The sequence below is a fragment of the Paenibacillus lacisoli genome (genome assembly GCF_030580655.1).
Classification (GTDB): Bacteria; Bacillota; Bacilli; order Paenibacillales; family Paenibacillaceae; genus Paenibacillus; species Paenibacillus lacisoli.
Genome location: NZ_JAUQTB010000002.1, coordinates 121,961 through 147,113, shown reverse-complemented (window position 1 = coordinate 147,113; position 25,153 = coordinate 121,961). Strand labels below are relative to the sequence as shown.

The 25,153-nt window shown below is 50.8% G+C and carries 23 protein-coding genes; 19 read left to right on the top strand and 4 right to left on the bottom strand.

All coding sequences use genetic code 11. The annotated features are described in order from the left end of the window. The first annotated feature begins 18 nt into the window (after nt 1-18). The 5 genes from Q5741_RS04445 to Q5741_RS04425 all read left to right on the top strand — a co-directional run bounded on the left by Q5741_RS04445 (nt 19) and on the right by Q5741_RS04425 (nt 5,968). The gene (locus tag Q5741_RS04445; RefSeq protein WP_305022860.1) at nt 19-1,386 is read left to right on the top strand and encodes an ATP-binding protein; all 1,368 of its coding nucleotides are present in this window, start codon (nt 19-21) and stop codon (nt 1,384-1,386) included. Further along, entirely contained in the window at nt 1,383-3,560 is a 2,178-nt protein-coding gene (locus Q5741_RS04440; RefSeq protein WP_305022859.1) for a DEAD/DEAH box helicase, read from the top strand. Before Q5741_RS04445 ends, Q5741_RS04440 begins: the two co-directional genes overlap by 4 nt. A gap of 176 nt (nt 3,561-3,736) precedes the next feature. Beyond that, nucleotides 3,737-4,747, top strand: a complete 1,011-nt coding sequence (locus Q5741_RS04435) for an LLM class flavin-dependent oxidoreductase (protein WP_305022858.1) — start codon at nt 3,737-3,739, stop codon at nt 4,745-4,747. Between the two features lie 124 nt (nt 4,748-4,871). Next, entirely contained in the window at nt 4,872-5,174 is a 303-nt protein-coding gene (locus tag Q5741_RS04430) for a hypothetical protein (RefSeq protein WP_305022857.1), read from the top strand. Between the two features lie 29 nt (nt 5,175-5,203). Beyond that, nucleotides 5,204-5,968 carry a hypothetical protein gene (locus tag Q5741_RS04425; RefSeq protein WP_305022856.1) on the top strand — a complete coding sequence of 255 codons (765 nt, stop codon included), beginning with the start codon at nt 5,204-5,206 and terminating at the stop codon, nt 5,966-5,968. A gap of 66 nt (nt 5,969-6,034) precedes the next feature. On the opposite strand, the gene Q5741_RS04420 is transcribed toward Q5741_RS04425, so the two are convergent. Next, nucleotides 6,035-7,729 (bottom strand): M3 family oligoendopeptidase, encoded by a 1,695-nt coding sequence (locus Q5741_RS04420; RefSeq protein ID WP_305022855.1) that lies wholly within the window; start codon nt 7,727-7,729, stop codon nt 6,035-6,037. Between the two features lie 267 nt (nt 7,730-7,996). Between Q5741_RS04420 and Q5741_RS04415 the strand changes: the two genes are divergently transcribed. Continuing rightward, nucleotides 7,997-9,142, top strand: coding sequence for a phosphodiester glycosidase family protein (locus tag Q5741_RS04415; protein WP_305022854.1), 1,146 nt, complete (start codon nt 7,997-7,999; stop codon nt 9,140-9,142). A 193-nt stretch (nt 9,143-9,335) separates the two neighbouring features. Further along, entirely contained in the window at nt 9,336-9,605 is a 270-nt protein-coding gene (locus Q5741_RS04410) for an HPr family phosphocarrier protein (RefSeq protein WP_305022853.1), read from the top strand. Nucleotides 9,606-9,607: 2 nt separating this feature from the next. Here Q5741_RS04410 and Q5741_RS04405 read toward each other — a convergent pair whose 3' ends face one another. From Q5741_RS04405 to Q5741_RS04395, 3 genes are read right to left on the bottom strand one after another with little or no spacing between them, the layout of a single operon-like run. Further along, a complete protein-coding gene (locus Q5741_RS04405) occupies nt 9,608-10,276 on the bottom strand; it encodes a pentapeptide repeat-containing protein (RefSeq protein WP_305022852.1) in 669 nt (222 codons plus the stop codon). Between the two features lie 11 nt (nt 10,277-10,287). Next, entirely contained in the window at nt 10,288-11,802 is a 1,515-nt protein-coding gene (locus Q5741_RS04400) for a sensor histidine kinase (RefSeq protein WP_305022851.1), read from the bottom strand. Continuing rightward, nucleotides 11,799-12,485 (bottom strand): response regulator transcription factor, encoded by a 687-nt coding sequence (locus Q5741_RS04395; RefSeq protein ID WP_305022850.1) that lies wholly within the window; start codon nt 12,483-12,485, stop codon nt 11,799-11,801. Before Q5741_RS04395 ends, Q5741_RS04400 begins: the two co-directional genes overlap by 4 nt. Before the next feature lie 278 nt (nt 12,486-12,763). Between Q5741_RS04395 and Q5741_RS04390 the strand changes: the two genes are divergently transcribed. The 12 genes from Q5741_RS04390 to Q5741_RS04335 all read left to right on the top strand — a co-directional run bounded on the left by Q5741_RS04390 (nt 12,764) and on the right by Q5741_RS04335 (nt 24,901). After that, nucleotides 12,764-14,986 carry an ArnT family glycosyltransferase gene (locus tag Q5741_RS04390; protein WP_305022849.1) on the top strand — a complete coding sequence of 741 codons (2,223 nt, stop codon included), beginning with the start codon at nt 12,764-12,766 and terminating at the stop codon, nt 14,984-14,986. 55 nt (nt 14,987-15,041) lie between these two features. Next, nucleotides 15,042-16,028, top strand: a complete 987-nt coding sequence (locus Q5741_RS04385; protein WP_305022848.1) for a glycosyltransferase family 2 protein — start codon at nt 15,042-15,044, stop codon at nt 16,026-16,028. Then, a complete protein-coding gene (locus tag Q5741_RS04380; RefSeq protein ID WP_305022847.1) occupies nt 16,021-16,446 on the top strand; it encodes a GtrA family protein in 426 nt (141 codons plus the stop codon). Before Q5741_RS04385 ends, Q5741_RS04380 begins: the two co-directional genes overlap by 8 nt. A 2-nt stretch (nt 16,447-16,448) precedes the next feature. Continuing rightward, nucleotides 16,449-17,321: a UTP--glucose-1-phosphate uridylyltransferase GalU gene (gene galU / locus Q5741_RS04375; RefSeq protein WP_305022846.1), complete on the top strand. Its 873-nt coding sequence runs from the start codon at nt 16,449-16,451 to the stop codon at nt 17,319-17,321. A gap of 232 nt (nt 17,322-17,553) precedes the next feature. After that, nucleotides 17,554-18,030, top strand: a complete 477-nt coding sequence (locus Q5741_RS04370) for a YiaA/YiaB family inner membrane protein (protein ID WP_305022845.1) — start codon at nt 17,554-17,556, stop codon at nt 18,028-18,030. Between the two features lie 194 nt (nt 18,031-18,224). After that, nucleotides 18,225-19,034: a formate/nitrite transporter family protein gene (locus Q5741_RS04365; RefSeq protein ID WP_305022844.1), complete on the top strand. Its 810-nt coding sequence runs from the start codon at nt 18,225-18,227 to the stop codon at nt 19,032-19,034. Between the two features lie 269 nt (nt 19,035-19,303). Continuing rightward, nucleotides 19,304-19,747 carry a helix-hairpin-helix domain-containing protein gene (locus tag Q5741_RS04360; RefSeq protein ID WP_305022843.1) on the top strand — a complete coding sequence of 148 codons (444 nt, stop codon included), beginning with the start codon at nt 19,304-19,306 and terminating at the stop codon, nt 19,745-19,747. A 36-nt stretch (nt 19,748-19,783) separates the two neighbouring features. After that, entirely contained in the window at nt 19,784-19,981 is a 198-nt protein-coding gene (locus tag Q5741_RS04355; protein ID WP_305022842.1) for a hypothetical protein, read from the top strand. Nucleotides 19,982-20,091: 110 nt separating this feature from the next. Then, the gene (locus Q5741_RS04350; RefSeq protein WP_305022841.1) at nt 20,092-20,589 is read left to right on the top strand and encodes a DinB family protein; all 498 of its coding nucleotides are present in this window, start codon (nt 20,092-20,094) and stop codon (nt 20,587-20,589) included. A gap of 73 nt (nt 20,590-20,662) precedes the next feature. Further along, nucleotides 20,663-21,643: a helix-turn-helix transcriptional regulator gene (locus Q5741_RS04345; protein ID WP_305022840.1), complete on the top strand. Its 981-nt coding sequence runs from the start codon at nt 20,663-20,665 to the stop codon at nt 21,641-21,643. A 187-nt stretch (nt 21,644-21,830) separates the two neighbouring features. Next, nucleotides 21,831-22,724 carry a copper amine oxidase N-terminal domain-containing protein gene (locus Q5741_RS04340; RefSeq protein WP_305022839.1) on the top strand — a complete coding sequence of 298 codons (894 nt, stop codon included), beginning with the start codon at nt 21,831-21,833 and terminating at the stop codon, nt 22,722-22,724. A gap of 293 nt (nt 22,725-23,017) precedes the next feature. Beyond that, the gene (locus Q5741_RS04335; protein ID WP_305022838.1) at nt 23,018-24,901 is read left to right on the top strand and encodes an LTA synthase family protein; all 1,884 of its coding nucleotides are present in this window, start codon (nt 23,018-23,020) and stop codon (nt 24,899-24,901) included. The last annotated feature ends 252 nt before the right edge of the window (nt 24,902-25,153 follow it).

Below are 25,153 nucleotides of genomic sequence, written 5' to 3'. Positions count from 1 at the left end.
GGGTCTTTGGATGAAGAAATGAGTCAAAGTCAAGGGAATTCAGCCGAAACAGGGGCCAAAATTCCGAAGCGCCTGACAACGGCGCTGGTGAACTCACTCACAGCCGGGGTCGTTCCGCGCATTGGCCTGGAGCATATTGCGGTGGGACGCAAGCCGGAGGTTGAGGCCATTCTCCGCGATCTGGATAGCGTTGCTGACGGCGGTGCCGTGTTCAAGCTGGTGACGGGGCGGTACGGAAGCGGTAAGAGCTTTCTGCTGCAGAGCATTCGTAATTATGCGATGGACCGGGGGTTTGTAGTGGCGGATGCCGATCTCTCTCCTGAGCGGCGGCTGGTCGGCACCAAAGGACAAGGTCTGGCAACCTACCGGGAGCTGATGACCCACCTGTCAACACGTACCCGCCCGGACGGCGGTGCCCTGGAGGTCGTGCTCCAGAAGTGGTTCCTGACTCTTCAGCAGCAGGCTGTACAGGAGCTGTCATGCAGTATGGATGATCCCCGGCTGCAGGATGAGGTAGAACGGCGTATCTTTGATGTGACCGCACAAATGCAGAGTCTGGTTCACGGATTTGATTTTGCCAAGGTCATGGCTGCCTATTGGAGGGGCTGCCGGCTGCAGGAAGAGGATCTAAAACAGGCTGCGCTTCGCTGGCTGCGGGGTGCAATCCCGACCAAGACCGAAGCCCGCCAGGAGTTAGGCGTTGGCGTCATTATCGATGATGACAGCTGGTACGACTATATGAAGCTGTGGTCGGAGTTTACAGCACGCATAGGGTATCAAGGACTGCTGCTTTTTATCGATGAGGGCGTCAATCTGTATAAAATCACCAACAGTGTGTCACGGCTGGGCAACTATGAGAAGCTGCTGACTATATTTAATGATACGATGCAGGGCAAGGCCGGTCATTTAGGCATTTTCCTGGGAGGAACTCCCCAGTTTGTGGAAGATGAACGGAGGGGGTTGTTCAGCTATGAAGCCCTGCGCTCCAGGCTGGTTGAAGGCAGATACAGCGGCAAGGGACTTCACAACTTCACAGGTCCTTTTATCCGGCTGGAAATGCTCTCGCATGAAGAAATTCTTATTCTGCTGCAGCGGCTGCGGGATATCCATGGTCAGCATTTTGGTTATTCCCCTGTTCTTCATGATGATCAGCTGGTGATGTTCATGAAGCAGGCCGTAGGACGACTGGGTGCGGATGAACTGCTCACTCCCCGTGAGGTCATCCGGGACTTTATGGATGTACTGCATACCATGCATCAGAATCCGGGCGTTACGTTCGAGCAGCTGCTTGGTGAACAGCCGACAGGTACTTCTGGCACGGGTTCTGGGGACAATCCGGGCGAACGTGATGACCTTGATGATTTTTTGGCGGAGTTTGAGCTATGAGCGGAAGTCATCCGTTCTACCGGCTCGCCCCCTTTATTCAGGAGTATATCTACAAGAAGCGCTGGGACACGCTGCGTGAAGCACAGGTGGAAGCCTGCCGGGTACTGATGGATACCGACCGTTATTTGCTGATCGCTTCAGGCACGGCATCGGGCAAGACCGAAGCGGCGTTTTTCCCCGCATTAACCGGGCTGTACCATAGTCCATCCCAGTCGGTAGGTATACTGTACATCGGTCCGCTGAAGGCGCTGATTAATGACCAGTTCGAGCGGCTGAACGATCTGCTGCGCGAAGGAGGCATCCCGGTATGGCACTGGCATGGGGATGTCGGTCAGGCGGAGAAGACGAAGCTGATGCAGCGGCCTTCCGGTGTTCTCCAGATTACGCCGGAATCGCTGGAAGGACTGCTGATGAACAAGCCGAACAGCATCCCGGCCCTGTTCCACGATCTGCGGTATATGGTGATCGATGAGGTGCATGCCTTTATGGGTGCCGACCGGGGCGCACAGGTACTGAGTCAGCTGGCGAGGATCCAGCGTATGGCGGGATGCACGCCGCGGCGGATCGGGCTGTCCGCCACGCTGAGCGATTATGAGACAGCAGCTCATTGGCTGTCCGGGGGTACCGGAACCGAGGTGGAGGTGATTTCTCCCCAAGGCGGACGTAAGCTGAAGCTCAGCATTGAGCACTTCTCCTTTCCGGATGCCCGGGATGAGGAGCAGGCAGAGCATCTGGCGAATGCACGTAAGGCATACTATCAGTACATCTATGATCACACCCGCTTGAAGAAGGCGCTCGTGTTTACGAACAGCCGCTCGGATGCAGAGCTGACGACTCTGGAGATGCGCCAGATCGCAGCACAGCGGCAGGAACCGGACGTCTTCCATGTTCATCATGGCAGTATCTCCGCTGTGCTGCGCGAGGAGGCTGAAGCAGCCCTGCGCAGCGGACCAGGGCCAGCCGTGGCTGCAGCGACACTGACGCTGGAGCTGGGGATAGACCTTGGCGAGCTGGAGCGTGTCATTCAGCTCGGCGCGCCTTACAGCAGCTCCAGCTTTGTGCAGCGGCTGGGCCGTTCCGGACGGCGGGACGGAGCCGCGTCCGAAATGCTGTTCGTCTGCTCCGAGGAGGAAGACGAAGAAGCGCTGCTCCCGGCACGCATGCCATGGATGCTGCTGCGGGCGATCGCAGTCATCGAGCTGTATGTGCGGGAAAAGTGGGTGGAGCCGCTGGCACCGCGTCAGCTGCCTGTCGGGCTGCTCTATCATCAGACGATGAGTACACTGAAGAGCATGGGGGAAGCCGAACCCGCCGAGCTGGCAAGGGCGGTGCTAAGTCTGCCGCCTTTTGAACAGGTGAGCGTGGAGCAGTATAAGCAGCATCTGACATACCTGCTGCAGACGGATCACATTCAGCGTACGGAAGACGGCAGTCTCTTGATCGGCCTGACCGGCGAGAAGATCGTGAACAACTTCCAGTTCTATGCCGTGTTCAAGGATGACGAAGAGCACGCTGTATATAACGGCTCCGAGGAGATCGGTTCCATTACAACGGTGCCGCCTCCGGGCTACTGCTTCTCTCTCGCTGGCAAGCTGTGGAAGGTCGTGGAGGTGGATACCAAACATAAGGCGGTCTATGTTAAAGCGGCTAAAGGCAAAGTGGATACGCTATGGCTGGGAGCTGGCGGAGATGTCCATACACGGGTTGTACAGAAGATGCGCGAGGTCCTGGCGGATACAACCATTTATCCTTACCTTGCCCCAAGAGCGGTCAACCGTCTGGAACGGGCACGCAGACTGGCCCGGGAGAGCGGGCTGCTAAAGCAGATGGTGATTCCTGCCGGCGGCCAATCCCTGTTCATTCTTCCCTGGTGCGGCAGCCAGACTTTCCGTTCACTGGAACGCCTGCTGAAGCATAATTTGTCCGAGCCGCTCGGGTTACGTTCTGTTACCCCCATGGAACCCTATTACATGGTTATTTCAGGCCAGGCAGATGCAGAGGAGGTCATGAAGCGGATCCGCGGTGAAAGTCAGCTGCTGCAGCATGGTCAAGAGCTGTTAGACCCGGACGAAGCGCCATACTTAGGCAAATACGATGAATTTGTGGATCCGAAGCTGGTACAGCAGGCTTTTGCTGTGGATGGACTGGATCTGAACGGGTTAAAAAATTTATAAACTCAGTGCAGTGAGATATCGCACAACAGGCTGTTTTCCGCAGCAGTAAAATGATGTGGCAGCGGGAAAGTGTGCAAGAGATATAACAGCAGAGCCGGCCGTATGCCGGGTCTGCTTCTTTGATAGAGGCAATCTGTGCATGAAGGATATAAACGAAAAAAGGCAGGTGCAGCACCATGAAAGTCAGTGTATTGGATCAAACGATTCTGCAGGAGGGACAGACACCGGAGGAGGCTTTTCGCCAGACGGTTGAGAACGCTCAGTTTGTGGACGAGCTGGGTTATTCCCGTTACTGGGTGTCAGAACACCACAGTACGGATGCGCTCGGCGGGTCCTCGCCGGAGGCGCTGGTCGGGTATCTGGCGGCCAAAACGAATCGTATACGTGTGGGTTCAGGCGGTGTGATGCTTGCCCATTATAGTGCATATAAAGTGGCTGAAACCTTCCGCGTCCTCAGTGCTCTAGCACCGGGGCGCATTGATCTGGGTGTCGGCAGGGCACCTGGCGGCGTCCCGCTCTCCACCCGGGCTCTACAGGATTTGCAGTATCGTGACCCGGATACCTTCCCGGATCAGCTCAAGGAACTGCTGCAGTATTTGAAGGATATTTTGCCGCATACCCATCCTTTACAAGGACTGATGACGACACCGCGAATCGATGCAGGTTCGAAACCTGATGTTTGGCTGCTGGGCACCTCGCCATTCAGTGGGGAGCTGGCAGGCAGACTCGGTCTGCCTTACGCGTTTGCCCATTTCTCACCACACCAGACACCCCATATGAAAAACTCGGTAGAGCGTTATTATGCTTCATTCCAACCGGGAGAGCTCCGTAGTGAACCTTATTTTATGCCGACCTTCCGCGTCGTTGTCGCGGATACGGACGAGGAGGCCGCTCATATTGCGGGCAGCGCACTGCACTTTAACTACTTTCTGAACCGGGGGCGCGTGGTGCGGATGGTGCCGCCGGAAGCATTATCCCGTCTTTCCTTAACACCTGAAGAGAAGCAGGAAATGGAGGACATCAAGGACATCTACGTCATGGGGTCTCCGGACACAGTTCGGATGAAGCTGAAGGAGCTGCAGGCAGTGTATCATTTTGAAGAAATGATGGCTCTGCAGATGATTCCCGATATTCAGCAGCGCAGACGCTCCTACAAGCTTCTCAAGGAAGTGGCCGATTCAATCTGAGAATAAAGATTTCGCGAATGGTAACTTTAGCCTGTATCTGTGTGTTGTATCCTTATAGAAGCGAAATTGAAGTGAAAACCGGAAGTCGCTGATAGAATGATATATGGACAAAGGAGTCAAGCAGATGTTGGCATTGATCATGGCTGGAGGTTATCTGGGCTCTTTCGGATTGGCAGCGTGGCTGGCGGGAAGGCGCATTCGGCTGGCGTACAGCATATCCATTATTGTTCTCTGGAACCTGTTCCTTTTGTCAGGCGGGAATATGATGCTGGAACAGTGGACGGAGGGAGGGCGGTTTGGCATAACTAAGGGATACCTGTTGATTTATGGAGCGCCGTCCGTCAGCTGGATCAGCCTGTGCTTGCTGAGCCTGATCCGGAAACGCAGGGTCCGGGATTACCAGCAGACAGGGAGACGCATGGAATGAAGCAAAAGAACAGGAGAGCCCGCTCTCTGATGAGATGGCTTATTTGCAGCCTGTTTCTGCTGGGCAGTGCTTCTGCTGCGGTACCGCAGGTTGGGGCGGGTATACCCGCCTATGCGGACGACGTTCCGTTCGCTGTCCGAAGTCAGCTGAGCCCCAGACTGCAAGGTAAACAGATGATAAGCAGCTATCAGGAGTTCGATACAGATCTGAACCGCAAAGCTTATGCTACATTTACAGATTCGTCCTTCGCAGAACAACGGCAGACTGCTGCGGCACGAGGCGGTGAACGCAGAATATATATTAAGTCAACGTATGTTCTCGGACGGGTTCATGACATCCAAAAGCATGCGCTGCCTCTACAAAATGACTCGTTTCTGGTAAATGTGGCTAAGGGACACCGGGTTATCCAACCTGAGCTGCAGCCAACACCGGACTCGCACCCAGCGGGACTGGAGAACAGTGAGGACCAGAATCTGAATGACTGGGCTGCCCGTTTTCTCAGGGTGAGTGAATCCGAAAAGATGAATCAATGTCTCAAGGAAAGTGCCAGGCCCGGCCCGGCTGAAGAGTCGTCATATACGACCCGCAGCTATGATGGAGTGGTTGATTACGAACAGCTTCATCTGAATGTAGTTCAGTACAATACGTACGATGAGTACCTGGGTCAGGTGTATCAGGGCCGGGTTACGGAGGCGGTGCGGTATGTTCATCCGTCTTCAAGCCGGTTGCAGTCAGATATAGTCTGGATGATCAAACGAATTAAACCGGTCATTGAAAGATTGGTTTGCACATAAGAAACCCCTGCAGCGAATCCAGTGCTTCGGCACAAGAATTCGCTGCAGGGGTTTTGTTATCATGGTTTAGAGTGCTGCGTCATCCACACTGTCGAGCCAGCCTTCGATTTCTCCGATGACCGATTCTACGCAGCCATCTTCGAACGGAGAGAGCAGGCCTGCCAACTCCACGAGACCAGTGAAGGACAGGCTGCCGCCAGCCTTACACAGCTTGAGGTAATCGGCCCAGGCCGATGCGAAATCTTCGCGGGATCTTTTCCAGAATTGGAAGGCACAGATCTGAGCGAGTGTGTAGTCGATATAGTAAAACGGTGAAGAGTAGATGTGGCCCTGTTTCTGCCAGAAGCCGCCGCGATCCAGATAGTCGTTATCCCCGACATTAAAATGCGGCTGGTATTTGCGCTGAATGTCACGCCATGCCGTTTTGCGTTCAGCCGGCGTAGCATCCGGATTGGCGTACACGAAATGCTGAAATTCATCAACGGATACACCGTATGGAATAAACAGCAGAGCGGAAGCCAGATGGTCAAAGCGGTATTTATCCACGTCTTCCTTGAAGAAAAGGTCCATCCACGGCCAAGTGAAGAACTCCATGCTCATCGAGTGAATCTCTGCGGATTCATAGGTAGGCCAGTGATATTCCGGGATCTCGAAATGCGAACTGGAGGCGACCTGGAAGGCATGACCGACCTCATGAGTCAGCACATCGATATCGTCGGAGGTTCCGTTAAAGTTGGCAAAAATAAAGGGTACTTTGTACTCGCTCAGGTAAGTGCAGTAGCCGCCGCCTTGTTTGCCTTTTTTGCTCAGCAGATCCATCAGATCCTGATCTACCAGCTGCTTGAAGAACGTGTCAGTCTCTGGTGACAGCTCAGCATACATCTTGGCGCCATTTTCAATGATCCATTCAGCATCACCCTTCGGTGCCGCGTTGCCGGTCTTGAAGCTGAAGCCTTCATCGTAATAATAGAGGGTATCCACACCAATGCGTTTCTGTTGGCGTTCCTTCAGACGGGTAGCTGCCGGAACGATATAATCCAGCACTTGCTTACGGAAATTCGCAACCTGTTCCGCATTGTAGTCCGTGCGGTTCATGCGGGCATAGCCCAGTTCAACAAAGTTGTTGAAACCCAGCTTTTTGGCGATGGCCGAGCGGACTTTGACCAGTTCATCGTAGATCCGGTCGAGCTCTTCCTCGTGCTCAGCCATAAAAGTGTAACGGGCTTCCGATGCTCTCCTGCGGAGATCGCGGTCGGTGGACAATTCAAAAGGACGCAGCTGAGGCAGCGTGCGCTCTTCGCCTTCGAAAGGAATCTTCGCAGAAGCAATCAGCTGGCTGTATTCGGTCGCCAGTTTGTTCTCCTTCTGCAGGTCCTCAATTACATCCGGATGGAAGGTGCTGAGTGACAATTCTGCGAGACGGAACAGCTGTGAACCCCATTTGTTCTCCAGTTCCGAGCGGAACTTGGAGTCCACCAGTGCCTGATAATACTCCGTTATGTACTGCTGCAGTATAGGGCCAATCTCATCGGCATAATCCTGTTCAGCCTTGTAGAACTCATCGGTTGTATCAATAGAATGGCGAACACTGACCAACTGGATATGGGTACCTACTTCGCTGAACAGCTTATTGATATCAGACATCGCTTTATCCTGCTCTTCATAACTGGAAGCGTCCTTAAAAGCAGGCAGCAAATTATTAAACCGCTGTTCAATTAATGGCAGGTCAGGTCTCTCATATTTGAACTCGCTGAACTTCATGTTATCATTCCTTCCATTATTCAGGTTTCGTTCATTATACCAATGAAGCACGGGGAATTACCATATCATTCTAAGTATTTTTTGCAGTGAGATTAATTACATCGAGAAGAAGCGAATGTATCTTGATGTTCTCAATCCCATTTGAATAATGAAAATTAAGCAAAAAATGGTTAAAAAATCGAAACTTCCCTCTGTCCTTATGCCGATACAATAAAGAAGGTTCTATGAAAATGATGAGGAACATGATCAGGGGAGGAAGAGTTCGATATGAGTCCATCTTCACCGCCGCAGCGTTCAAGCGCAAGAGCGGGCAAGGGGCCTGGCGGCCGTCACACCCATTCGTCAAGAAAGAAAAATAAAAAAAAGAAGTCACTCCGATGGATGCTGAATCTGATTCTTCTGCTGTTAGTTATAATGGCTGGTACAGCTGTATGGATGTCCGAGACCCCTTCAGGCAGCCATTTTCGTTATTCTGTGGCGGATACGCTGATCACCACGCAGCACCGGCGGTGGGCGAAGTATATTCTGGGACAGGAGGGACTGGACAGGCGGATTGCCGAGTATAATGAACGGTTTAACCAAATGGGTACGGAGAAGGATACCCATCAGATCCAGATTCCTGGTGCTGTCCAAACCGCTGCGGGCAAAAAGGATCTTGTTGAAATCGAAGAGGTTTCTGGTAAGGGCTATCATGGTTATATTATGACTGTAAACGATCCCAAATCCATTCGGCTGGGCATTCCCGGAAAAGCCGGCAAAGGTGAGCATGTGTCCAGTATGGCCAAACGGCTGGGAGCCGTCGCAGGTGTGAACGGCGGCGGTTTCGCTGATCCGAACTGGAGCGGTAACGGTTTTAAGCCGATTGGTGTGGTTATCTCGCAAGGCCAGCTGTATTACAACGGTCTGGATGGCAAGAAATCGACTCAGATTGTGGGGATAGACAAGCAGGGTAAGATGATCGCCGGCAATTATACGTTAAGTGAGCTCAGCAAACTGCAGGTACAGGAAGCGGTCACCTTTCAACCGAGACTGATTGTAAATGGAAAAGGACTGATCCGCAGCGCATCCGAAGGCTGGGGAATCGCACCCCGTACAGCGATGGGTCAGCGTGCTGATGGAGCTATCCTCTTCGTCGTCATCGACGGACGGCAGCCAGGCTACAGTATTGGGGCCAACCTGTATGATATCCAGAATATTCTTCTGAAGCATGGAGCAGTCATTGCCGCCAATCTGGATGGCGGATCCTCCAGCGTACTGGTCAAGGACAACGAGATTGTAAACCGCCCATCCTCCGAATATGGAGAACGCTATCTTCCAACCGCATTCCTGGTGTTTGAGCATCCGGAAGATATACAGATTCCGAACATTTGGTCCGGAATGAGGTCACAAGATATTGATCCGGCGAAAAAGTAAAAAACACCTTATCTGCAGCCGATGAATATAGTACAGTAGTTTTACTGGCAAGCTAATGGATACATGCAGCGGGCGCTGACAGTCATATTGACTGTCAGCGCCCGTTTTAGACCTTTTTTGATGTGAATGCTGCGGCATTCCTTTTTATAGCTTGAGAGTCTCAGACTACATTTACAGAAGGGGAATGATAATAGTGAGAATTCATGATGTCCGGATCTTTGATTATCTGGATCGCGAGGAGCTGATCCGTATTTCTTCCGAATCCGCCCGGTTTATGTCCGATATTAAAATGTCATACCGGCTTGCGGATCACGATCATCTGGTGGATGTGAAGAGTCTGCTCGGCATGATCCAGACTCCGATTCAGCCGGGCACTGTGATTACCTTGAGGACACAGGGGAAGGATGAATTGGAAGCGCTTGAATACATGCTGGATCTCTTTGAAAGCCGTCATCACGCTTAAAATTATCCAAGATCCTCCTTGACGACAAGTCCGAATATTTTACTGAACAGGATTGCCTGGGGTGCAGTGATGATGCATCCCTGAAGTTCTTCAAGACCGACCCCAAGATTATAAAATTGACAGGAGCTCAGATCGATCCCCGCCAGCCTGGTGCCGGACATCTGGGCTTTATCTATATTACACTCTTCGAAAGAGAGCTTCGTCCATTCGGTATGATAGAAATCGGCCTGGGTGAGGGAGGACTGACGGAACAGAATCTGCTTCAGGTTAGCGAAGCGGAGTGATACATAATCCGCACTGCACATCTCTAATCCAATATTGCGAAGCGTAGAGGCTGTCAGATCAAGTCCTACCATCCGGCACTGCTCAAACCGGCAGCGGTGCATCATCACCTCGCTGAAATCGGCGTTGGACAAATCGCATTGGAAGAAGACAACATCACTGAACTCTGCTAGTTGGAGCGCACCGGTAAAGGTCACCTGCTCAAACCTCATATGCTGAAACAGTACTTTGCGGACATGATGTCCTTCTATTGTGCAATCGGCCACCCTCCAGCTGGTAAATACCTCTTCATCCTGTATCAGATCATCCTTCCATTCCAGTATAGGCAGTACCTTGGGCAGCTTAGGCGCGGCAGGTTTAACCGGCAGAGGCTGTTTCAACTCATTCATTAGAAACCTCCTTACGATTTAAGCAGCGGCAGTGAGATAGTAAATCTGGTCCCCTGGCCAACGAGGCTGTCTACCCGGATATCACCGCCATGCGATTCGACAATGGATTTGGTGATGGCGAGTCCCAGTCCGGCTCCCCCCTGCTTCCGCGAGCGGGACGAAGCGGTACGATAGAATCGCTCAAAGATATGGGAGAGATGCTCAAGCTCAATGCCGGTCCCGTTGTCCTTCACGGACAGCTCGGCGGCCCCCCTGACCGCATAGAGGGAGAGCACAATCCGACCTTGGACCGGATCGGTGTGCTGAACTGCATTGTGGAACAGGTTCAGCAGTACCTGCTTGATTTTGTGCACGTCTGCCCTGACATGAAGCTCGGCAGTAACATCGATCTGGACTTCACGCTGCTGAGCGAGCATCTCCAATTGCGGCTGCATATCCCGCACAAGGCTGTCCAGCCGTACATCCTCCATATGCAGCTGCGGAGCCTGGTCCAGCTTCGTTAACAGCAGCAGGTCCTCTACCAGCTTATTAATCCGTAGGGATTCCCCGTGCATGCTCTTCAATGCAGCGGAGAGCTGTTCAGCGTTCGCAGCCGCACCGCGCTGCAGGACCTCTATAAATCCGTGAATGGAGGTCAGCGGTGTCCGCAGCTCATGGGAAGCATCCGAGACGAACCTTTTCATCTGTTCTTTCGATTCACGCTCTGCTTCAAAAGCGGCTTCTAGGCGTTCGAGCATCCCGTTGAAGGACAACGCTAGGCGGTCGACTTCCTGCTGGCCTTGAGATACCGGAAGTCGTTCAGCCAGGCTGCCGGCGTCAATCTGCTTAACCTGATCCACCATGTTGGACAGCGGAACCAGCGTCCTGCGAAGCACCGGAACATTGAGAGCAAGACCGCCCAGCATCGCCAGCAGGGAGAGAATACCGAACGTCACGAGCTGCCGCAAAATAAGGTCCCTGATCGGCGTCGTCGGTGTGCCCATCTGAATCAGATGGCTGCTGCTGCGCTCCGGGGGTCCGATTTTCCCGAAGACAACCAGCTGCTCCGTTCCATTGGCGTCCGCTACAATCCGGTATTGGACCTTGTTCCGGTCATTGACCTCCTGATTCAGGCGGCTGTACTCGTCATCGCTCAGCTTCGGGGAGATCAGGCCGTTCTCGCCGGATATATCTATATAGGTACCGTCTTTTTCATAGACGGCCAAAGACCGGTCCGGAAGGAACAGATAAGGACGGCTGCCGCCGCTGTCCTTGGTTTTGTCCTTGTCGTTGTCCGGCTGTCCTGGAAACGGCATGGTGCCGCCGCGTTCCATACTGCCGACCCAGATCCGCGGCAGGGACAGCATCTGATCCTGCATTGTTTTGGCCTGGTTACGGTACAGAAAATCCTGCATAATCCAGTACTGCAAAATGCCGATCAGGAGAAGGAGTGCAGCCAGAATAAAGAGGGAACGTGCCAGCAGCTGTGAACGGAGGGAGCGGGGCCGAAAGGTACGTCTGGTCAGCTTTAGCAGCAAACCCTTCATTGCAGATCCACCCGGTAGCCGACCCCGCGCAGGGTACGGATCAGCTTGTGCTCCTTATCGCCGAGCTTGTCCCGAAGTGAACGGATATACACCTCAACAATATTTTCCTCACCGCCAAAATCATACCCCCACACCCGGTCAAGAATAGTAGCCTTACTGAGCACAATACCGTGATTCAGTACAATGAATTTCAGCAGCTCGTATTCGGTTGGCGACAGTTCCATCACCTGATTGCGATAGACGATCTCTTTGCGCCGATCATCAATCCGGAACGGGCCGTGCACCACTTCGCCCAGAAGATCAGGGAATTGATTGCGGAGGCGGGCCTGAATACGGGCCAGCAGCTCATCAAAAGCGAACGGTTTAATCATATAATCATCTGCACCCAGACGGAGTCCTCGAACACGGTCCTCGACTTCATCCTTGGCTGTCAGCATAATCACCCCAATATTCTCGCCGGTTTCCCGCAGACGTTCGACCACTTCGAATCCATCCATCTCCGGCATCATCACATCCAGAATTGCCAGATGCGGCCGAAATTCCAGGGCCAGATCAAGAGCTGCAGAGCCATCCGGGGCACTGCATACTTCGTAGCCTTCATTCTTAAGTCCAAGCTCCAGAAATTGCACGATATGCGGTTCATCGTCTGCCAGCAAAATTTTAATTCCATTCGTAAGCTTCATTATCGTGTTCCTCCAGTGTTCATTCCTCGATAGCAGTATAAAGTCGTGATGAGTGTACCTCAGAAGTTCTCTCATACAGCAGCTGTATGGTAAGCATTATCAGTCAGAAAGCTGAAAACAGCCTGAAAAAACATGACTTTATTATCAGGTTAGACAAAAAAACATGCGGGCTGCGTGAATCACCCGGGCATTCAGCGAACATTCAGCCAGCACTCAATTACGATTCAGGTAAGCCTGTCACAATACAGTCATGAAGAATAACTGAGGAGTGATTAAACATGAATAATCTGAAACGAAGGATGGACTGGGTCCTCCTGCCGATTCTGCTGCTCGCCGCTTTCCTGAATGGATACGGCATCTGGAATGACAAATATGCCAATTCTTATTATACGACCGCGGTTGCGAGTATGCTGAGAAATTTCCACAATTTCTTCTACGGCTCACTGGATTCAGCTGGATCGGTAACGGTGGATAAACCGCCGGTTGTTTTCTGGATTCAGACCGGCTTTGCTTACATATTCGGACTTCACGGCTGGAGCGTAATTCTGCCGCAGGCATTGGCAGGTGTAGGATCGGTTCTGCTGATCTATCTGATGCTGAAGCCCACCTTCGGAATCACGGCCGCGAGGTTGTCCGCATTAGCTATGGCTACAGTTCCGGTCGTGGCGGCGGTCAGCCGGACGAACAACATCGACAGTATGCTGGTATTCACCCTGCTCCTTGGCGCCTGGTTCCTGTTTAAGGGAGTCAAGCTGTCCAGTTCGTGGAGAATTATGATCGCTTTTGCGTTGATCGGACTCGCTTTCAATATGAAAATGCTCCAGGCCTATATGGTCCTGCCGGCATTCTACCTGTTCTACCTGCTGGCGTTCAAGGCAAAATGGGGCAAAAAGATCGTTGTGCTGATTGTAAGTACGGCAGTTATGGCCGTAATTTCCTTGTCCTGGGCGGTAACGGTGGACTCAATCTCAGCGGATAAGCGGCCTTACATTGGCAGCAGTGAGACCAACTCGGTGCTGGAGCTGGCTTTTGGTTACAACGGTTTATCCCGTCTGACAGGACAGCAGAACCGAGGTGGAGGTGGCGGCATGCCGGGAACAGGCATGACGAGTTCGACCAATGAGAACAACCTGTCCCAAGGGGATACATCAGCTAATGGAATGAACGGAATGCAGCCCCCCCCAGACGGTGGAGAGGATGGAGGCTTCGGGCAAGGCCAGAACAACAGGGGCGGCCAGCCTCTGCAGGGATTTCCGGGCGGCGGAGATAATGGCCGCAGCGGCGGCATGTTCGGTACCGGCACCAAGGGGCCGCTGCGGCTCTTCCAGACCGAGTTGTCCGGACAGGCCAGCTGGCTGCTGCCGACGGTGATTATCGGCTGCGTTGCACTGCTGGCAAGCCTTCGCCGCAGGAACATCACGGCCAAACATAAAGAGGCTGTATTCTGGCTGGTATGGCTGCTTCCGGCAGCCGCATTCTTTAGTGTAGCGGGATTCTTCCATCAATATTATCTGATTATGCTGGCCGCTCCGATCGCAGCGCTGGCAGGTGCAGGCTTCGTCGAAATGTGGAATGCCTACCGCCATCAGAGTAATTGGCAGTCCTGGCTGCTCCCGGCAGCCATCCTGCTGACGACGATCTTCGGCTGGTATATTATGCATCCATACGACGACACCATGGGTGCAGGCTGGTCGATCGGCGAATTGGCTGCAGGTATTGCGGTGACAGCCGCTCTGGTTGTGATGAAGAACAATGCGAATCCATTGAAGCAAACTCTGGTCATTGCCGGCTTCGCAGTTATGCTGATCGGTCCCGCCTATTGGGCTCTGACACCGATCACTTACGGCGGCAACAGTATGATTCCTGCTGCAGGCCCTTCCGGTTCCAACACGTTCGGCGGCGGTATGGGAGCACAGGATGGCAGAAGAGGTGACCGCGAAGGCGGTATGAATATGGGGAATATGCTGTTTCCAAGCCAAGCCAATAACGGCAGCAGTTCGGACAACAGCGATAACGGAGCGGGCGGTTCTGCAGCCGGCGCTGCGGAAGAATCAGGTCCATCCGGTACTAGAGGAGCGAACGGTGCTGGCGGTATGGCGATGCCGGGAGGCGGCAGCGGTCCGGGCAGCTCGGAGAAGGTAGACGAGAAGACATTTAAGTACTTGCAGCAACACAACACGGGCGAGGAGTATCTCTTTGCAGCGTCCGATTATAATACGGCTGCACCTTATATCATCGATGAGAACGCGGCTGTCATTACCCTTGGCGGGTTCTCCGGTTCCGATCCCGTCTATACGACGGCGAAGCTCGAGGAGCTGGTGAAGAGCGGCAAGCTGAAGTATTTCCTGATTGGAGGCCGCGGCGGCAATTCCGAGATCACAACCTGGGTTCAGGAACATGGCACGGAAATTCCGGAAAGTGAATGGAAGACAACGACAAGCTCGGGCAGCAGTGCTATGGGCCGCAGCGGTAACGGAACTCTGTATGAAGTGAAGCTCTGATCCTAAATACGCTTAGTCTGAAAAAGACCATCAAACCTAAAAGGAGGCAACGCAAATGACTGGACAAATCCGTTACAGCATCATTATCCCGATGTACAACGAAGAGGCCGTCATTCAGGAGACATACCGGCGTCTGAAGAAGGTCATGGGCTCCATCGGCGAAAATTATGAGCTGCTGTTCGTCAATGACGGCAGCGTGGACCGCAGTGCCGAGATCATTACTGACTACGGAAGATGGGATGATACCGTCAAGCTCATTGACTTCTCACGCAACTTCGGCCATCAGATCGCAATTACGGCAGGAATGGATTATGCAGCAGGTGACGCAATAGTTATCATTGACGCGGATCTTCAGGACCCACCAGAGCTGATTATCGACATGATTGCCAAATGGAAAGAGGGCTACGAGGTCGTCTATGCCCGCCGGACCAAACGAAGCGGGGAGACCCGTTTCAAGAAGTGGTCAGCCAGCATGTTTTATCGTGTACTTCGTGCCTCTACAGATACAGATATACCCGTGGATACCGGGGATTTCCGTCTGATCGATCGTAAGGTGTGTGATGAAATGAAGCGGCTGCCAGAGAAGAACCGGTTCGTCCGCGGTTTGGTCAGCTGGGTCGGCTTCCGTCAGACTGCGATTGAATATGAACGGGATGAGCGGCTTGCCGGAGAGACCAAATATCCCTTAAAGCGGATGCTGAAGCTGTGCCTGGACGGTATTACATCCTTCTCCTATAAGCCGTTGAAGCTGGCCGGTTATCTGGGTGCTCTGCTCTCCGCAGGAGGCTTCATCTATCTGCTGAGTGTGATCTATCTGGCTATTTTTACGGATAACACGCTGAAAGGCTGGCCGTCCATGATCAGCATCATGCTGATTTTCAATGGCTTTATCCTGATCATGCTGGGTATTCTTGGCGAATACGTGGGCCGGATCTATGATGAGACGAAGGCACGTCCGTTGTACATTGTCAGGGAGATGCATCCTGCAGCCGGTTCGGCTGCGCATGGACGGCGCAGCGCTGCAGCAGCCCGTCATGAGTAAAACCTGGGCAGCGCTGGTCAAGTTCGGGGTGGTTGGCATACTGAATACGGCGGTGGATATGTTCATTTTCACTATTCTGTCCGCCGCCGGATATTCTGCTCTGACCGCTCAGATCATTTCCTATTCCTGCGGCGTATTGAACAGCTACCTGTGGAATGGTCGATGGACATTTCGGGATGAACGAAGACAGCGCCGGAGTACGGAAATGTTTCGGTTTATTCTGACCAACCTGATCGTACTGCTGTTCGCTACACTTATCCTCTATGCAGCAGATCACCTGCTTGGATGGGGGCTTGTATTCAGCAAAATTACAGCCACCGTCAGCGGTATGGGGTTAAACTTTGCAGCCAGCCGTTTTTGGGTATTCCGGGCAGCAGAGCACATGGTTATGCAGGGAGAGAATGAAAGGAGTGCTTAACAATGAAAATCAAAAAAGCCGTTATTCCGGCCGCCGGTCTGGGAACCCGGTTCCTGCCTGCGACGAAGGCGCAGCCTAAAGAAATGCTGCCCATCGTAGATAAACCGGCCATTCAGTATATCGTCGAGGAAGCAGTCCAGTCGGGAATTGAAAATATCATTATTGTGACTGGACGTAATAAGAAATCGATCGAAGATCATTTTGACAAATCCGTAGAACTTGAATATTCGCTTCATTCCAAAGGAAAACGCCAGCTGCTGGAGGAAGTCCAGGCAATCAGTGAGATGGCCAGCATTCATTTTATCCGACAAAAGGAGCCCCTCGGTCTCGGTCATGCCATCGGCTGCGCCCGCCAGTTCATCGGGGTTGATCCGTTCGCCGTGCTGCTCGGTGACGATATTATGGTCTCGGATCCGCCGGCTCTGTCGCAGATGATCCACCTGTATGAACAGACAGATTGTCAGATCGTTGGAGTCCGTCAGGTCGAACCGGTCGAGGTTAGCAAATACGGAATTATTGCTTCGAACGGAGTCCATCATCGTGTCCATGAAGTGACGAATCTGGTGGAGAAGCCTGCGGTTGAAGACGCCCCCTCCAACACCGCAGTCATGGGGCGCTATATCCTCAAGCCATCCATCTTCCCGATTCTAGAGCGCATTGAACGCGGAGCCGGAGGGGAATACCAGCTGACAGATGCGCTGAAGGAAGCTGCCAGGCTGGAAGGGCTGCTAGGACTGGAACTCGAGGGACGCCGGTATGATATCGGGGATCAGTTTGGCTATATGCAGGCGATTCTCGAAATGGGTCTGATGCGCAGGGAGCTTCAGCCGATGCTGAAGCCTTACCTGAAGCAGCTTGCTTCGCAGCTGGTATAAGAACAGCCGTTAAAATGATGAACAAGTCTGTGCTGTACAGGCTTGTTCTTTTTTATGCTGGAGAAGAGGGCTTATATGCTTGCACAGCCACCTGATCGACATGACTCGATGAATTTGTAAAGCAGCTTAGAGGCTGAATTTCAAAAAATACAGTAGTATTTTATCCGAACGGCACGGTATAGTAATGGAGGTATATCCTAATTTATCCAAAGCGGGGAGAGGAATTCCTTACATGAATCGAAGGTACAGCAAACGGAATACAGCAGCATTTACACTGGCATCCTATTTTGCATTGGCAGCAGGTCTCTTTCTGTTCTGCATCGGCGTGTACAATGCGGATTGGCAGCTAAACGTGAAAGGGTACTATCTGCTGTGCATGGTGCTCATTACGATCAGCTGCATTGTGGTACAGAAAGTCGTGCGCGATAATACGGAGGACCGGGAAGCGAGACGGGATAACCCGAAACACCGGATGAGAAATACAGCGGCATTTACGGGGATGTCCATCGCAGGTTTGATTATCGGCTATGCGATGTTCGCGATCGGCCTGTTTAATGCTGATTTCGAGTTGAATGTAAAAGGATACTACATAGCCGTTATTTTATTGATTTCGTACAGCGCCATCGGCGTTCAGAAAGTAACGAGAGACAATGCGGAGGACAACGAGATTTTGGCCGAGCAGGATGCTGGAAGAGATATTCAACTGTAGAATTTAAATAGCTCAATCTTACGGACTGCCGGCTTCTGCCGGCAGTTTATTCGTTCAGCCGGTAAACAGAGCTGCTGTTCAAATCATTGATAAATATTTAATAAAAGTATGACCGATGTCACGTTTTCCCCTTCGGAATGACTATATAATTTGGACACAACCAATACAGAGAAGCATTCACGGAGGGGAAGAACATGTTTACGGAATCCGTTCAGGGGATTATAGAAGCAGCCGTTAAGAAGAAAGAGAAAATGTATGAAAGTATGGTGCGGTATTTTGCTTCGGCCATGCTGGCAGGTGCTTACGTGGGAATTGGTATTATTCTGATTTTTTCCATTGGAGCTCCGCTTGCCGCAGCACATTCGCCACTACAGCAGACCTTGATGGGAGCAGCGTTTGGTATCGCACTGACCCTCGTCATTTTTGCCGGCTCGGAATTGTTTACAGGGAATAACATGTTTTTTACGATGAGTACATTGTCGAAAAGAACAACGGCCAAGGATTTGTCCATCAACTGGGTGCTGGTGTTCTTTGGTAACCTTCTGGGTGCGGTGGTCCTCAGCCTGCTCGTGCTGGGTACTGGATTATTTGATAAAGCAGGGGCGGATCATCTGATCTTCAAAGCTGCAGCGGCCAAAATGAGCATGCCAGTCTATATGCTGTTCTTCCGCGGGATTCTGTGTAACTGGCTCGTGTGTCTGGCTATCTGGATGTCCAGCCGTGCCAAGGAAGACATTGCGAAGCTCGTCCTGATCTGGTGGTGCCTGTTTGCCTTCATTACGAGCGGCTATGAACACAGCGTAGCGAATATGACGCTGCTGACGACAGCGCTGCTGCTGCCGGGACATCCTGCGACGGTTACGATGGGCGGCTGGCTGCACAATATGATCCCTGTCACTTTGGGCAACATCGTGGGTGGAGCAGTGTTTGTCGGCATGGCTTATTGGTTCATTTCACCGGTACGCCGCAATGCCAATAACAACAAATTAAATTATAAGAACTGAATCATTGAATAGATTTGAGGAGAGACATGTTCATAATGTCTCTTTTTGTGCTGTAGGCATTTTGGACAAAATAAGTTGTCTCAGATCCGACCAGGTAAACCTCACACCAATGAATTGAAAAAAGAAAGCCGATGGATTGCGGGCAGCTGCTTGATGTTTCAGCATGTCATCAGTCACCGGATACTAATAAAGGAGAATGTTCTAAACCCAAGAATATATAACAATACAAATCCTCTTTATTTACATGAGGAGTTAGCGGGGGGAGTACAATGAAAAAAAATAAAACTCCTAAATTAGAATTAACGGCCCAGGAACGGCAGAGGCTGAGAGCTCACAAATCACGGTTAAATGAAATACATAAACTGTCATTGGAAGATCTCTCTTTCATTTTGAAGGTTACGAGTGAAAGAGCCAGAGAAATAAAGGCATTGTCCGAATTTCAAAGTGTGCCTTCTATTGGACCGCAATTTGCAAAAGATCTAATGAAGCTGGGGTATTATGAATTAAATGAATTAAAAAATCGAGATGGAGCCGCATTATTCGAAGATCTGGAAAGATTGATCAAGGTAAGAATAGATCCATGTGTAGAGGATCAATTCAGATTAATCGTGTTCGTTGCGAATCATCCTGGCTCAGACAAGCAGTGGTGGGACTTTACGGAAGAAAGAAAAACGTACAGGGCTGCTAACGGATATGCGAATCGGCCAGATTAAGCTTGGGCTCCGGATCCTTAAAAAGGAGAGCTGCCGATGAGAATAAATCAGATAATTCAATCGGCTATCAAAAAATCTGTAAGGTATCTTGAATCTGCTCCGCATTTTGAGAAGGACTGCAGGGAGCTGACCCGTCAAAAATGGGATGGAGCATGGTGGCATATGGCAGCGCTATATGAGATAGGCGAGGTAAGTAGAATTCCAAAGGCTGCTATGCAATCAGGAAGCCTTTAACCATGACACCAATTCAATCATGAATTTGGCAAATCACTGACCATAACTGTCAGGGATTATCTTATATACTGCATCTGTAACTACCTTATCAAGCTGTTGGAGGGATGCACATGTATGTAAGAATCACTGAATTTGCAGACGAATGGACCCGGGAAATGCAGATAACAGAAAAGGTCATGAACGCTTTGACGAATGAATCCTTATCTCAGATCATTGCTCCAGAGCGACGAACGCTGGGACAGTTGGCGTGGCATCTTGTCGAATCGCTCCATTACATGACCCATTGCGGACTTGCTTTTGACGAACCGGACAACGACGCCAAAGAAGCGAACATAGCGGATCTGATTGCAAGGGAATATAGCCGGATCAGCCGGGCTCTGCTGAATGCTGTTCAGACGCAGTGGGACGATCATCGTCTTCATGACACGATAGAGATGATGGGCGAGCCGTGGGCGAATGGAGCTTCACTGCATTTTACCTTAATGCATCAGGCACATCATAGGGGGCAAATGACCGTCCTGATGAGACAAGCTGGTCTGCGTGTTCCGGAAGTATACGGGCCAACGTACGAAAGTTGGCTTGAACAGGGCGCAGAACCGCTCACTTGAAATCACTTAAAGTATGAATAACAATACCAATTCACCCAGACCCATACACCCAGCGGCAGAAAGGTGTGTTCCTATGTCCAAAACAGATCAAATGCTGTCGATCCTCTGGATGCTCCGGTCAGGAAAGCAGATGAACGCCCAGCAGATGTCGGATCAGCTGGAGGTACATATACGCACCGTTTATCGTTATATCGACTCTTTGTGTGCCAGTGGAGTACCGATTATCGCTGATTCGGGACCCAACGGCGGTTATCGGCTCCTGAATCACTTTATCGAGTCGCCGCTTCGTTTCGACATGGAAGAGCAGAAGGCACTTGTCCATGCTTCCATCTTCGCAGCAGAATCTGGATACCCGTATACAGAAGCACTGAATCGTGCCGTTAACAAGCTGAAGCTGTATACCAATGATGACCAACTTGATGAAATCAACAGGCACCACGACGGTATGTCGGTCATCTATCCACCGATCACAGATAAGCAGAAATCGCACCTTGAGATACTGGAAGAGGCGGCATCACAGGGAATAACGCTAAGCATCATGTATGACAAGGGAAGGCGCACTGCACCCGCTGCCCGAGAATTGGACCCGTACGGGATCGTTTACTGGAAGGGAAGCTGGTACACGGTTGGATATTGCAGTTTGCGTGAAGAGCTTCGAAGCTTTCGTGTCGACCGGATTACAGCGGTGCCCGAGACCAAACGGCGTTTTGAACGCCCGGCCGGATTTTCAGCCAAGGACTTTTTGATGAGAAATCTCCTGCCGGACTCGTTGAATTCGCACCAGCTGATTAATGTAATCATTCAGGGACAAGAACAGGTGTTAAATGAACTTTGTCAGCATTGGCTCTTTGGTCATGCGCTGCAGGAACGGGAAGCGGGGAAGGCTGTATTTCAGTTAGGGCAGCCGTCCTTACTAACCTATGTGCCGTATTTTCTACTGCCTTATGGCAGAACTTTAACCATTCTGGAGCCCTTTGGGCTTGTAGAGAAGCTTGCTGAAGTGAGTAGCAGCCTGGCAGAGCATTATGAGAAGATGAAGCTGTGCGAAGGATAACGAACGGATGTTTGAAAGAGAGTATCTAAACAGAATCATTAAAGCGTTCAGAAAGAGACATGTTCATTATGTCTTTTTTTGCGTTTCATGCAATATGAGCGTGTAGTTGCTCTTTCATAATAATATGTAACTATTTTCCTCTGTGCACGTTATAGGTAAAGAACGTAACCAGTAGGAGGAGAATTCGATGAAATCATTCAAAATCAGTTTGATGTTATTATCCATGTTTGCTGCTTTTGCAGGAAGTGCTATGGCAGCCCCTTCCAACGAGATTCAAAAAGACATTCAAGTTGAAGTGAATAACTCGGAAGTGAAAACAGATACGCATCCTTATATCAAGAATGGCTCGGCGATCGTACCTCTAAATGTCGTTCAACAAATACCGGGTGTATCTATAACATGGGATAACGCTTCGAAAACAATAACGATTACTCGCGATCATGATACGGTGAAGTTGGTCGCAGGCCAGAAAACAGCAACCGTTGGAGGAAAACAAGTCGCTTTATCAGCACCTTCATCGATTGAAAAGGGCAGAGTTATGGTTCCCCTAAGATTTATTGCGGAGTCCTCCAATGCGGGAGTCGTTTGGAATGCTAAAACCCGGACGGTCAGCATTGCAAAAGCAAATGAAGCACTTATCCATAAATATAAATCTAAAAAATTGTCGGAGTCCCGTACGGCCGCTTTAGCCTATCCTCGACTCTCTCTGCTAAAAGAGCCAGATGTTAAAAATGAAAGTCAAAGCCAGGAATATCTATTTGTCAGCGGTAAATCCGATCAGTTCTTTATTCTTGGGGGGAATGGTATTTACTATTACAAGATTGTAGGGAATTATGCTCAGAAATTATGGACCGCAAGAAGCGGACATGAGGGTAAAAGTGGGCTATTCTTCTATCCTTTTAATCTAATTGAACAAGATGGTGTGAAGCCAATCATTAATAGTAAAATCACCTTCTACTACTATATGGGAACAATCGGAGCCGCATCTTACGGATTTATTACACCAGATGGAAAAAGAACGGAGCTTGGGCAAAAAGACATGGATTTTAATCAATTCTTCGAAATACCAGAAGAAAAATAAACTAATACCGAGTCAGCAGCGATGCAGGTTTACAGCATCGCTGGCCATGAGCTTCATCATGCAAAAATCATCAAATGTCGAGACTTGAACTAGCATAGTCCTTTACGGGTCTAGTGCTGGTGCTAAACCTGGTCGAGAGCCCTGCAGCTATAGCAGCGGCTCTTTTTATTTTACATCATATTGGCAGGCGGGTTTGTTAACGCAGTGTTAGAAACTATCGGCTGAAGATGCTATAATAGCGGGATGCAGGCAGTTTTTTAGCAAAATTTTTACATTGGAAGTGAACGTTAATGATGAATTTCTCCAACCACAGCCGCAGTTATATGCGGACGCTGTATTATACCGTGTTTGTCCTGCTGCTGCTAAAAATGATTCTGCTCCGGGTCTTCTTTTTCAACGAAATCAAGTGGACGCACCTGCTTGCCGACGGGCTGGCCGTTCTGGTTCTGATGAGTATCATTGAGCTGCTCGTACCCGCACGATGGAAGGGGCCCTCTTACTGGGCGTTCAACCTGATTTTCTCGCTGCTGCTGTTCGCTGCTACGTTATTCAACGAACATTATGGATCGATACCGACCTACACGGCGCTGGGTGAATTGAACCAGGTCCCGCAGATCCGCGGCACTGTTAATTCCTTGATCCGGCCGGAATACTTCCTCTTTTTCCTGGATGTGCTGATCATGGCGGTGATCTGGGTAGTCAGCCGGATTCGGGGCCGCAGTATGCGCGCTGGCCGCAGGCCGGTTAACAAAATAGCTGTCTCCGTCATTCTTGTGATCAGTCTGCTCGTATCCATCCGTTATATTATTCAGGGCGGGAATATTGAGAATGAGCTTGTCCAGGCTGAAAATGTCGGCTTCCTGGATTATCAGATCGCTTCTGTTCTTCGGGAGAATAAGGAGGACAGAGAGATTGCCGCCGGCAATATCCAGAAGATCATACAGGATGTACAGAAGCTGCAATCCACGTACAAATATCAGGAGAAATCAGGACAGGGTAACCCATTGTATTTTGGACAGGCTGAAGGCAAAAATGTCATCGTCGTCCAGATGGAAGCCTTCCAGAACTTCATGATTAACCGCAAAGTGGACAACCAGGAGATTACGCCTGTACTGAATCAGTTGGTGAAGGAAAGCTTGTATTTCCCGAATATATACCAGCAGATCGGCCAAGGGAATACTTCAGATGCCGAGTTCATGTCGAATACATCGATTTATCCTCGCGGGAATATCGCGATGTCCACCGGATTCGGGGACCGTCAGCTGCCAAGCCTGCCCAAGCTGCTGGAACGGAGCAGCTACGAGACGAATACGTTCCATGTGAACGATGTGACATTCTGGGACCGCATCAAGCTGTACCCGGCACTTGGTTTTGACCAATATTATGATAAGCCGAATTATACCAACGATCATTTTAACGATTTTGGCGCCTCGGATGAAGAGCTGTACCGGGTTGGTGTCGAGAAGCTTAGAGCACTGCAGGACCAGCGTAAGCCATTTTATGCCCAGTTCGTCACGGTATCCAGTCATGCGCCGTTCCGCATTCCGGATGATCGCAAGCGCATGAAGATGCCTGCCGGACTGGATGGTACGCTGACAGGTGACTACCTGACAGCCCAGAATTATACCGATTATGCTCTGGGAACGTTGATTCAGAAGCTGAAAGATAACGGAATGTGGGATAACACCGTTCTGGTAGCGTACGGCGACCATTTTGGATTACCGAAGGATACAGATCCAGCCGCTCTAAACGAGACGCTGAATATGAATTATGACGATCATCTGGACCGCTTTAACATTCCTCTCGTTATTCATCTTCCCGGCCAGAAGGAGGGCAAGGTGATCAACCGTACAGGCGGACAGCTCGATATTATGCCGACCTTAGCGAATCTGCTGGGAGTCTCGCTCAAGAATGAGAAATTTACAGCCTTCGGTCATGATTTGCTGAACATCGATCATAATGTATTTGGAATGCGTTACTATCTGCCTTCCGGGTCGTTCTTCAACGACGATATTCTGTTTATTCCCGGTGAAGGTTTCGAAGACGGCTCGGCAGTATCCCTGAAAACCCGCCAGCCTGTCACGAATTTGGAACCTTACCGCAAGGATTATGATTATGTCATGAGTCTGATGAAGCTGTCGGACCAATATGTGAAGCTTCTGCCGAAGCGCAAATGATGATGAAAGACCTTCCAGTGGTGTTGCTGCTGGAAGGTCTTTTTATGGATGGGAGACCTTCGAGCGGAAATGTCAAAATAATCCACCTTGGACAACAATACAAGACGTTACCAAATTGCTGGAAAAACTTTAGATTAGTATTTGTAAACGCTTACTCAACAAATGAATCTAGGAGGTGAAGGCCTGCCGGACTGCTGGGTAAAAGGGATGAAATCATACCAAACGAGAGGGTGATTATTTGCTTACAGGTCG

Bases quoted from the DNA above. Each gene is read 5' to 3' on its own strand.
- Q5741_RS04355 (WP_305022842.1), top strand. From the start codon at position 19,784: ATGAGAATAAATCAGATAATTCAATCGGCTATCAAAAAATCTGTAAGG.
- Q5741_RS04420 (WP_305022855.1), bottom strand. From the start codon at position 7,729: ATGAAGTTCAGCGAGTTCAAATATGAGAGACCTGACCTGCCATTAATT.
- Q5741_RS04405 (WP_305022852.1), bottom strand. From the start codon at position 10,276: ATGAATGAGTTGAAACAGCCTCTGCCGGTTAAACCTGCCGCGCCTAAG.
- Q5741_RS04400 (WP_305022851.1), bottom strand. From the start codon at position 11,802: ATGAAGGGTTTGCTGCTAAAGCTGACCAGACGTACCTTTCGGCCCCGC.
- galU (WP_305022846.1), top strand. From the start codon at position 16,449: ATGAAAATCAAAAAAGCCGTTATTCCGGCCGCCGGTCTGGGAACCCGG.
- Q5741_RS04340 (WP_305022839.1), top strand. From the start codon at position 21,831: ATGAAATCATTCAAAATCAGTTTGATGTTATTATCCATGTTTGCTGCT.
- Q5741_RS04425 (WP_305022856.1), top strand. From the start codon at position 5,204: ATGAGATGGCTTATTTGCAGCCTGTTTCTGCTGGGCAGTGCTTCTGCT.
- Q5741_RS04445 (WP_305022860.1), top strand. From the start codon at position 19: ATGAGTCAAAGTCAAGGGAATTCAGCCGAAACAGGGGCCAAAATTCCG.
- Q5741_RS04380 (WP_305022847.1), top strand. From the start codon at position 16,021: ATGAGTAAAACCTGGGCAGCGCTGGTCAAGTTCGGGGTGGTTGGCATA.
- Q5741_RS04345 (WP_305022840.1), top strand. From the start codon at position 20,663: ATGTCCAAAACAGATCAAATGCTGTCGATCCTCTGGATGCTCCGGTCA.
- Q5741_RS04360 (WP_305022843.1), top strand. From the start codon at position 19,304: ATGAAAAAAAATAAAACTCCTAAATTAGAATTAACGGCCCAGGAACGG.
- Q5741_RS04395 (WP_305022850.1), bottom strand. From the start codon at position 12,485: ATGAAGCTTACGAATGGAATTAAAATTTTGCTGGCAGACGATGAACCG.
- Q5741_RS04415 (WP_305022854.1), top strand. From the start codon at position 7,997: ATGAGTCCATCTTCACCGCCGCAGCGTTCAAGCGCAAGAGCGGGCAAG.
- Q5741_RS04385 (WP_305022848.1), top strand. From the start codon at position 15,042: ATGACTGGACAAATCCGTTACAGCATCATTATCCCGATGTACAACGAA.
- Q5741_RS04390 (WP_305022849.1), top strand. From the start codon at position 12,764: ATGAATAATCTGAAACGAAGGATGGACTGGGTCCTCCTGCCGATTCTG.
- Q5741_RS04435 (WP_305022858.1), top strand. From the start codon at position 3,737: ATGAAAGTCAGTGTATTGGATCAAACGATTCTGCAGGAGGGACAGACA.
- Q5741_RS04350 (WP_305022841.1), top strand. From the start codon at position 20,092: ATGTATGTAAGAATCACTGAATTTGCAGACGAATGGACCCGGGAAATG.
- Q5741_RS04365 (WP_305022844.1), top strand. From the start codon at position 18,225: ATGTTTACGGAATCCGTTCAGGGGATTATAGAAGCAGCCGTTAAGAAG.
- Q5741_RS04335 (WP_305022838.1), top strand. From the start codon at position 23,018: ATGAATTTCTCCAACCACAGCCGCAGTTATATGCGGACGCTGTATTAT.
- Q5741_RS04440 (WP_305022859.1), top strand. From the start codon at position 1,383: ATGAGCGGAAGTCATCCGTTCTACCGGCTCGCCCCCTTTATTCAGGAG.
- Q5741_RS04430 (WP_305022857.1), top strand. From the start codon at position 4,872: ATGTTGGCATTGATCATGGCTGGAGGTTATCTGGGCTCTTTCGGATTG.
- Q5741_RS04370 (WP_305022845.1), top strand. From the start codon at position 17,554: ATGAATCGAAGGTACAGCAAACGGAATACAGCAGCATTTACACTGGCA.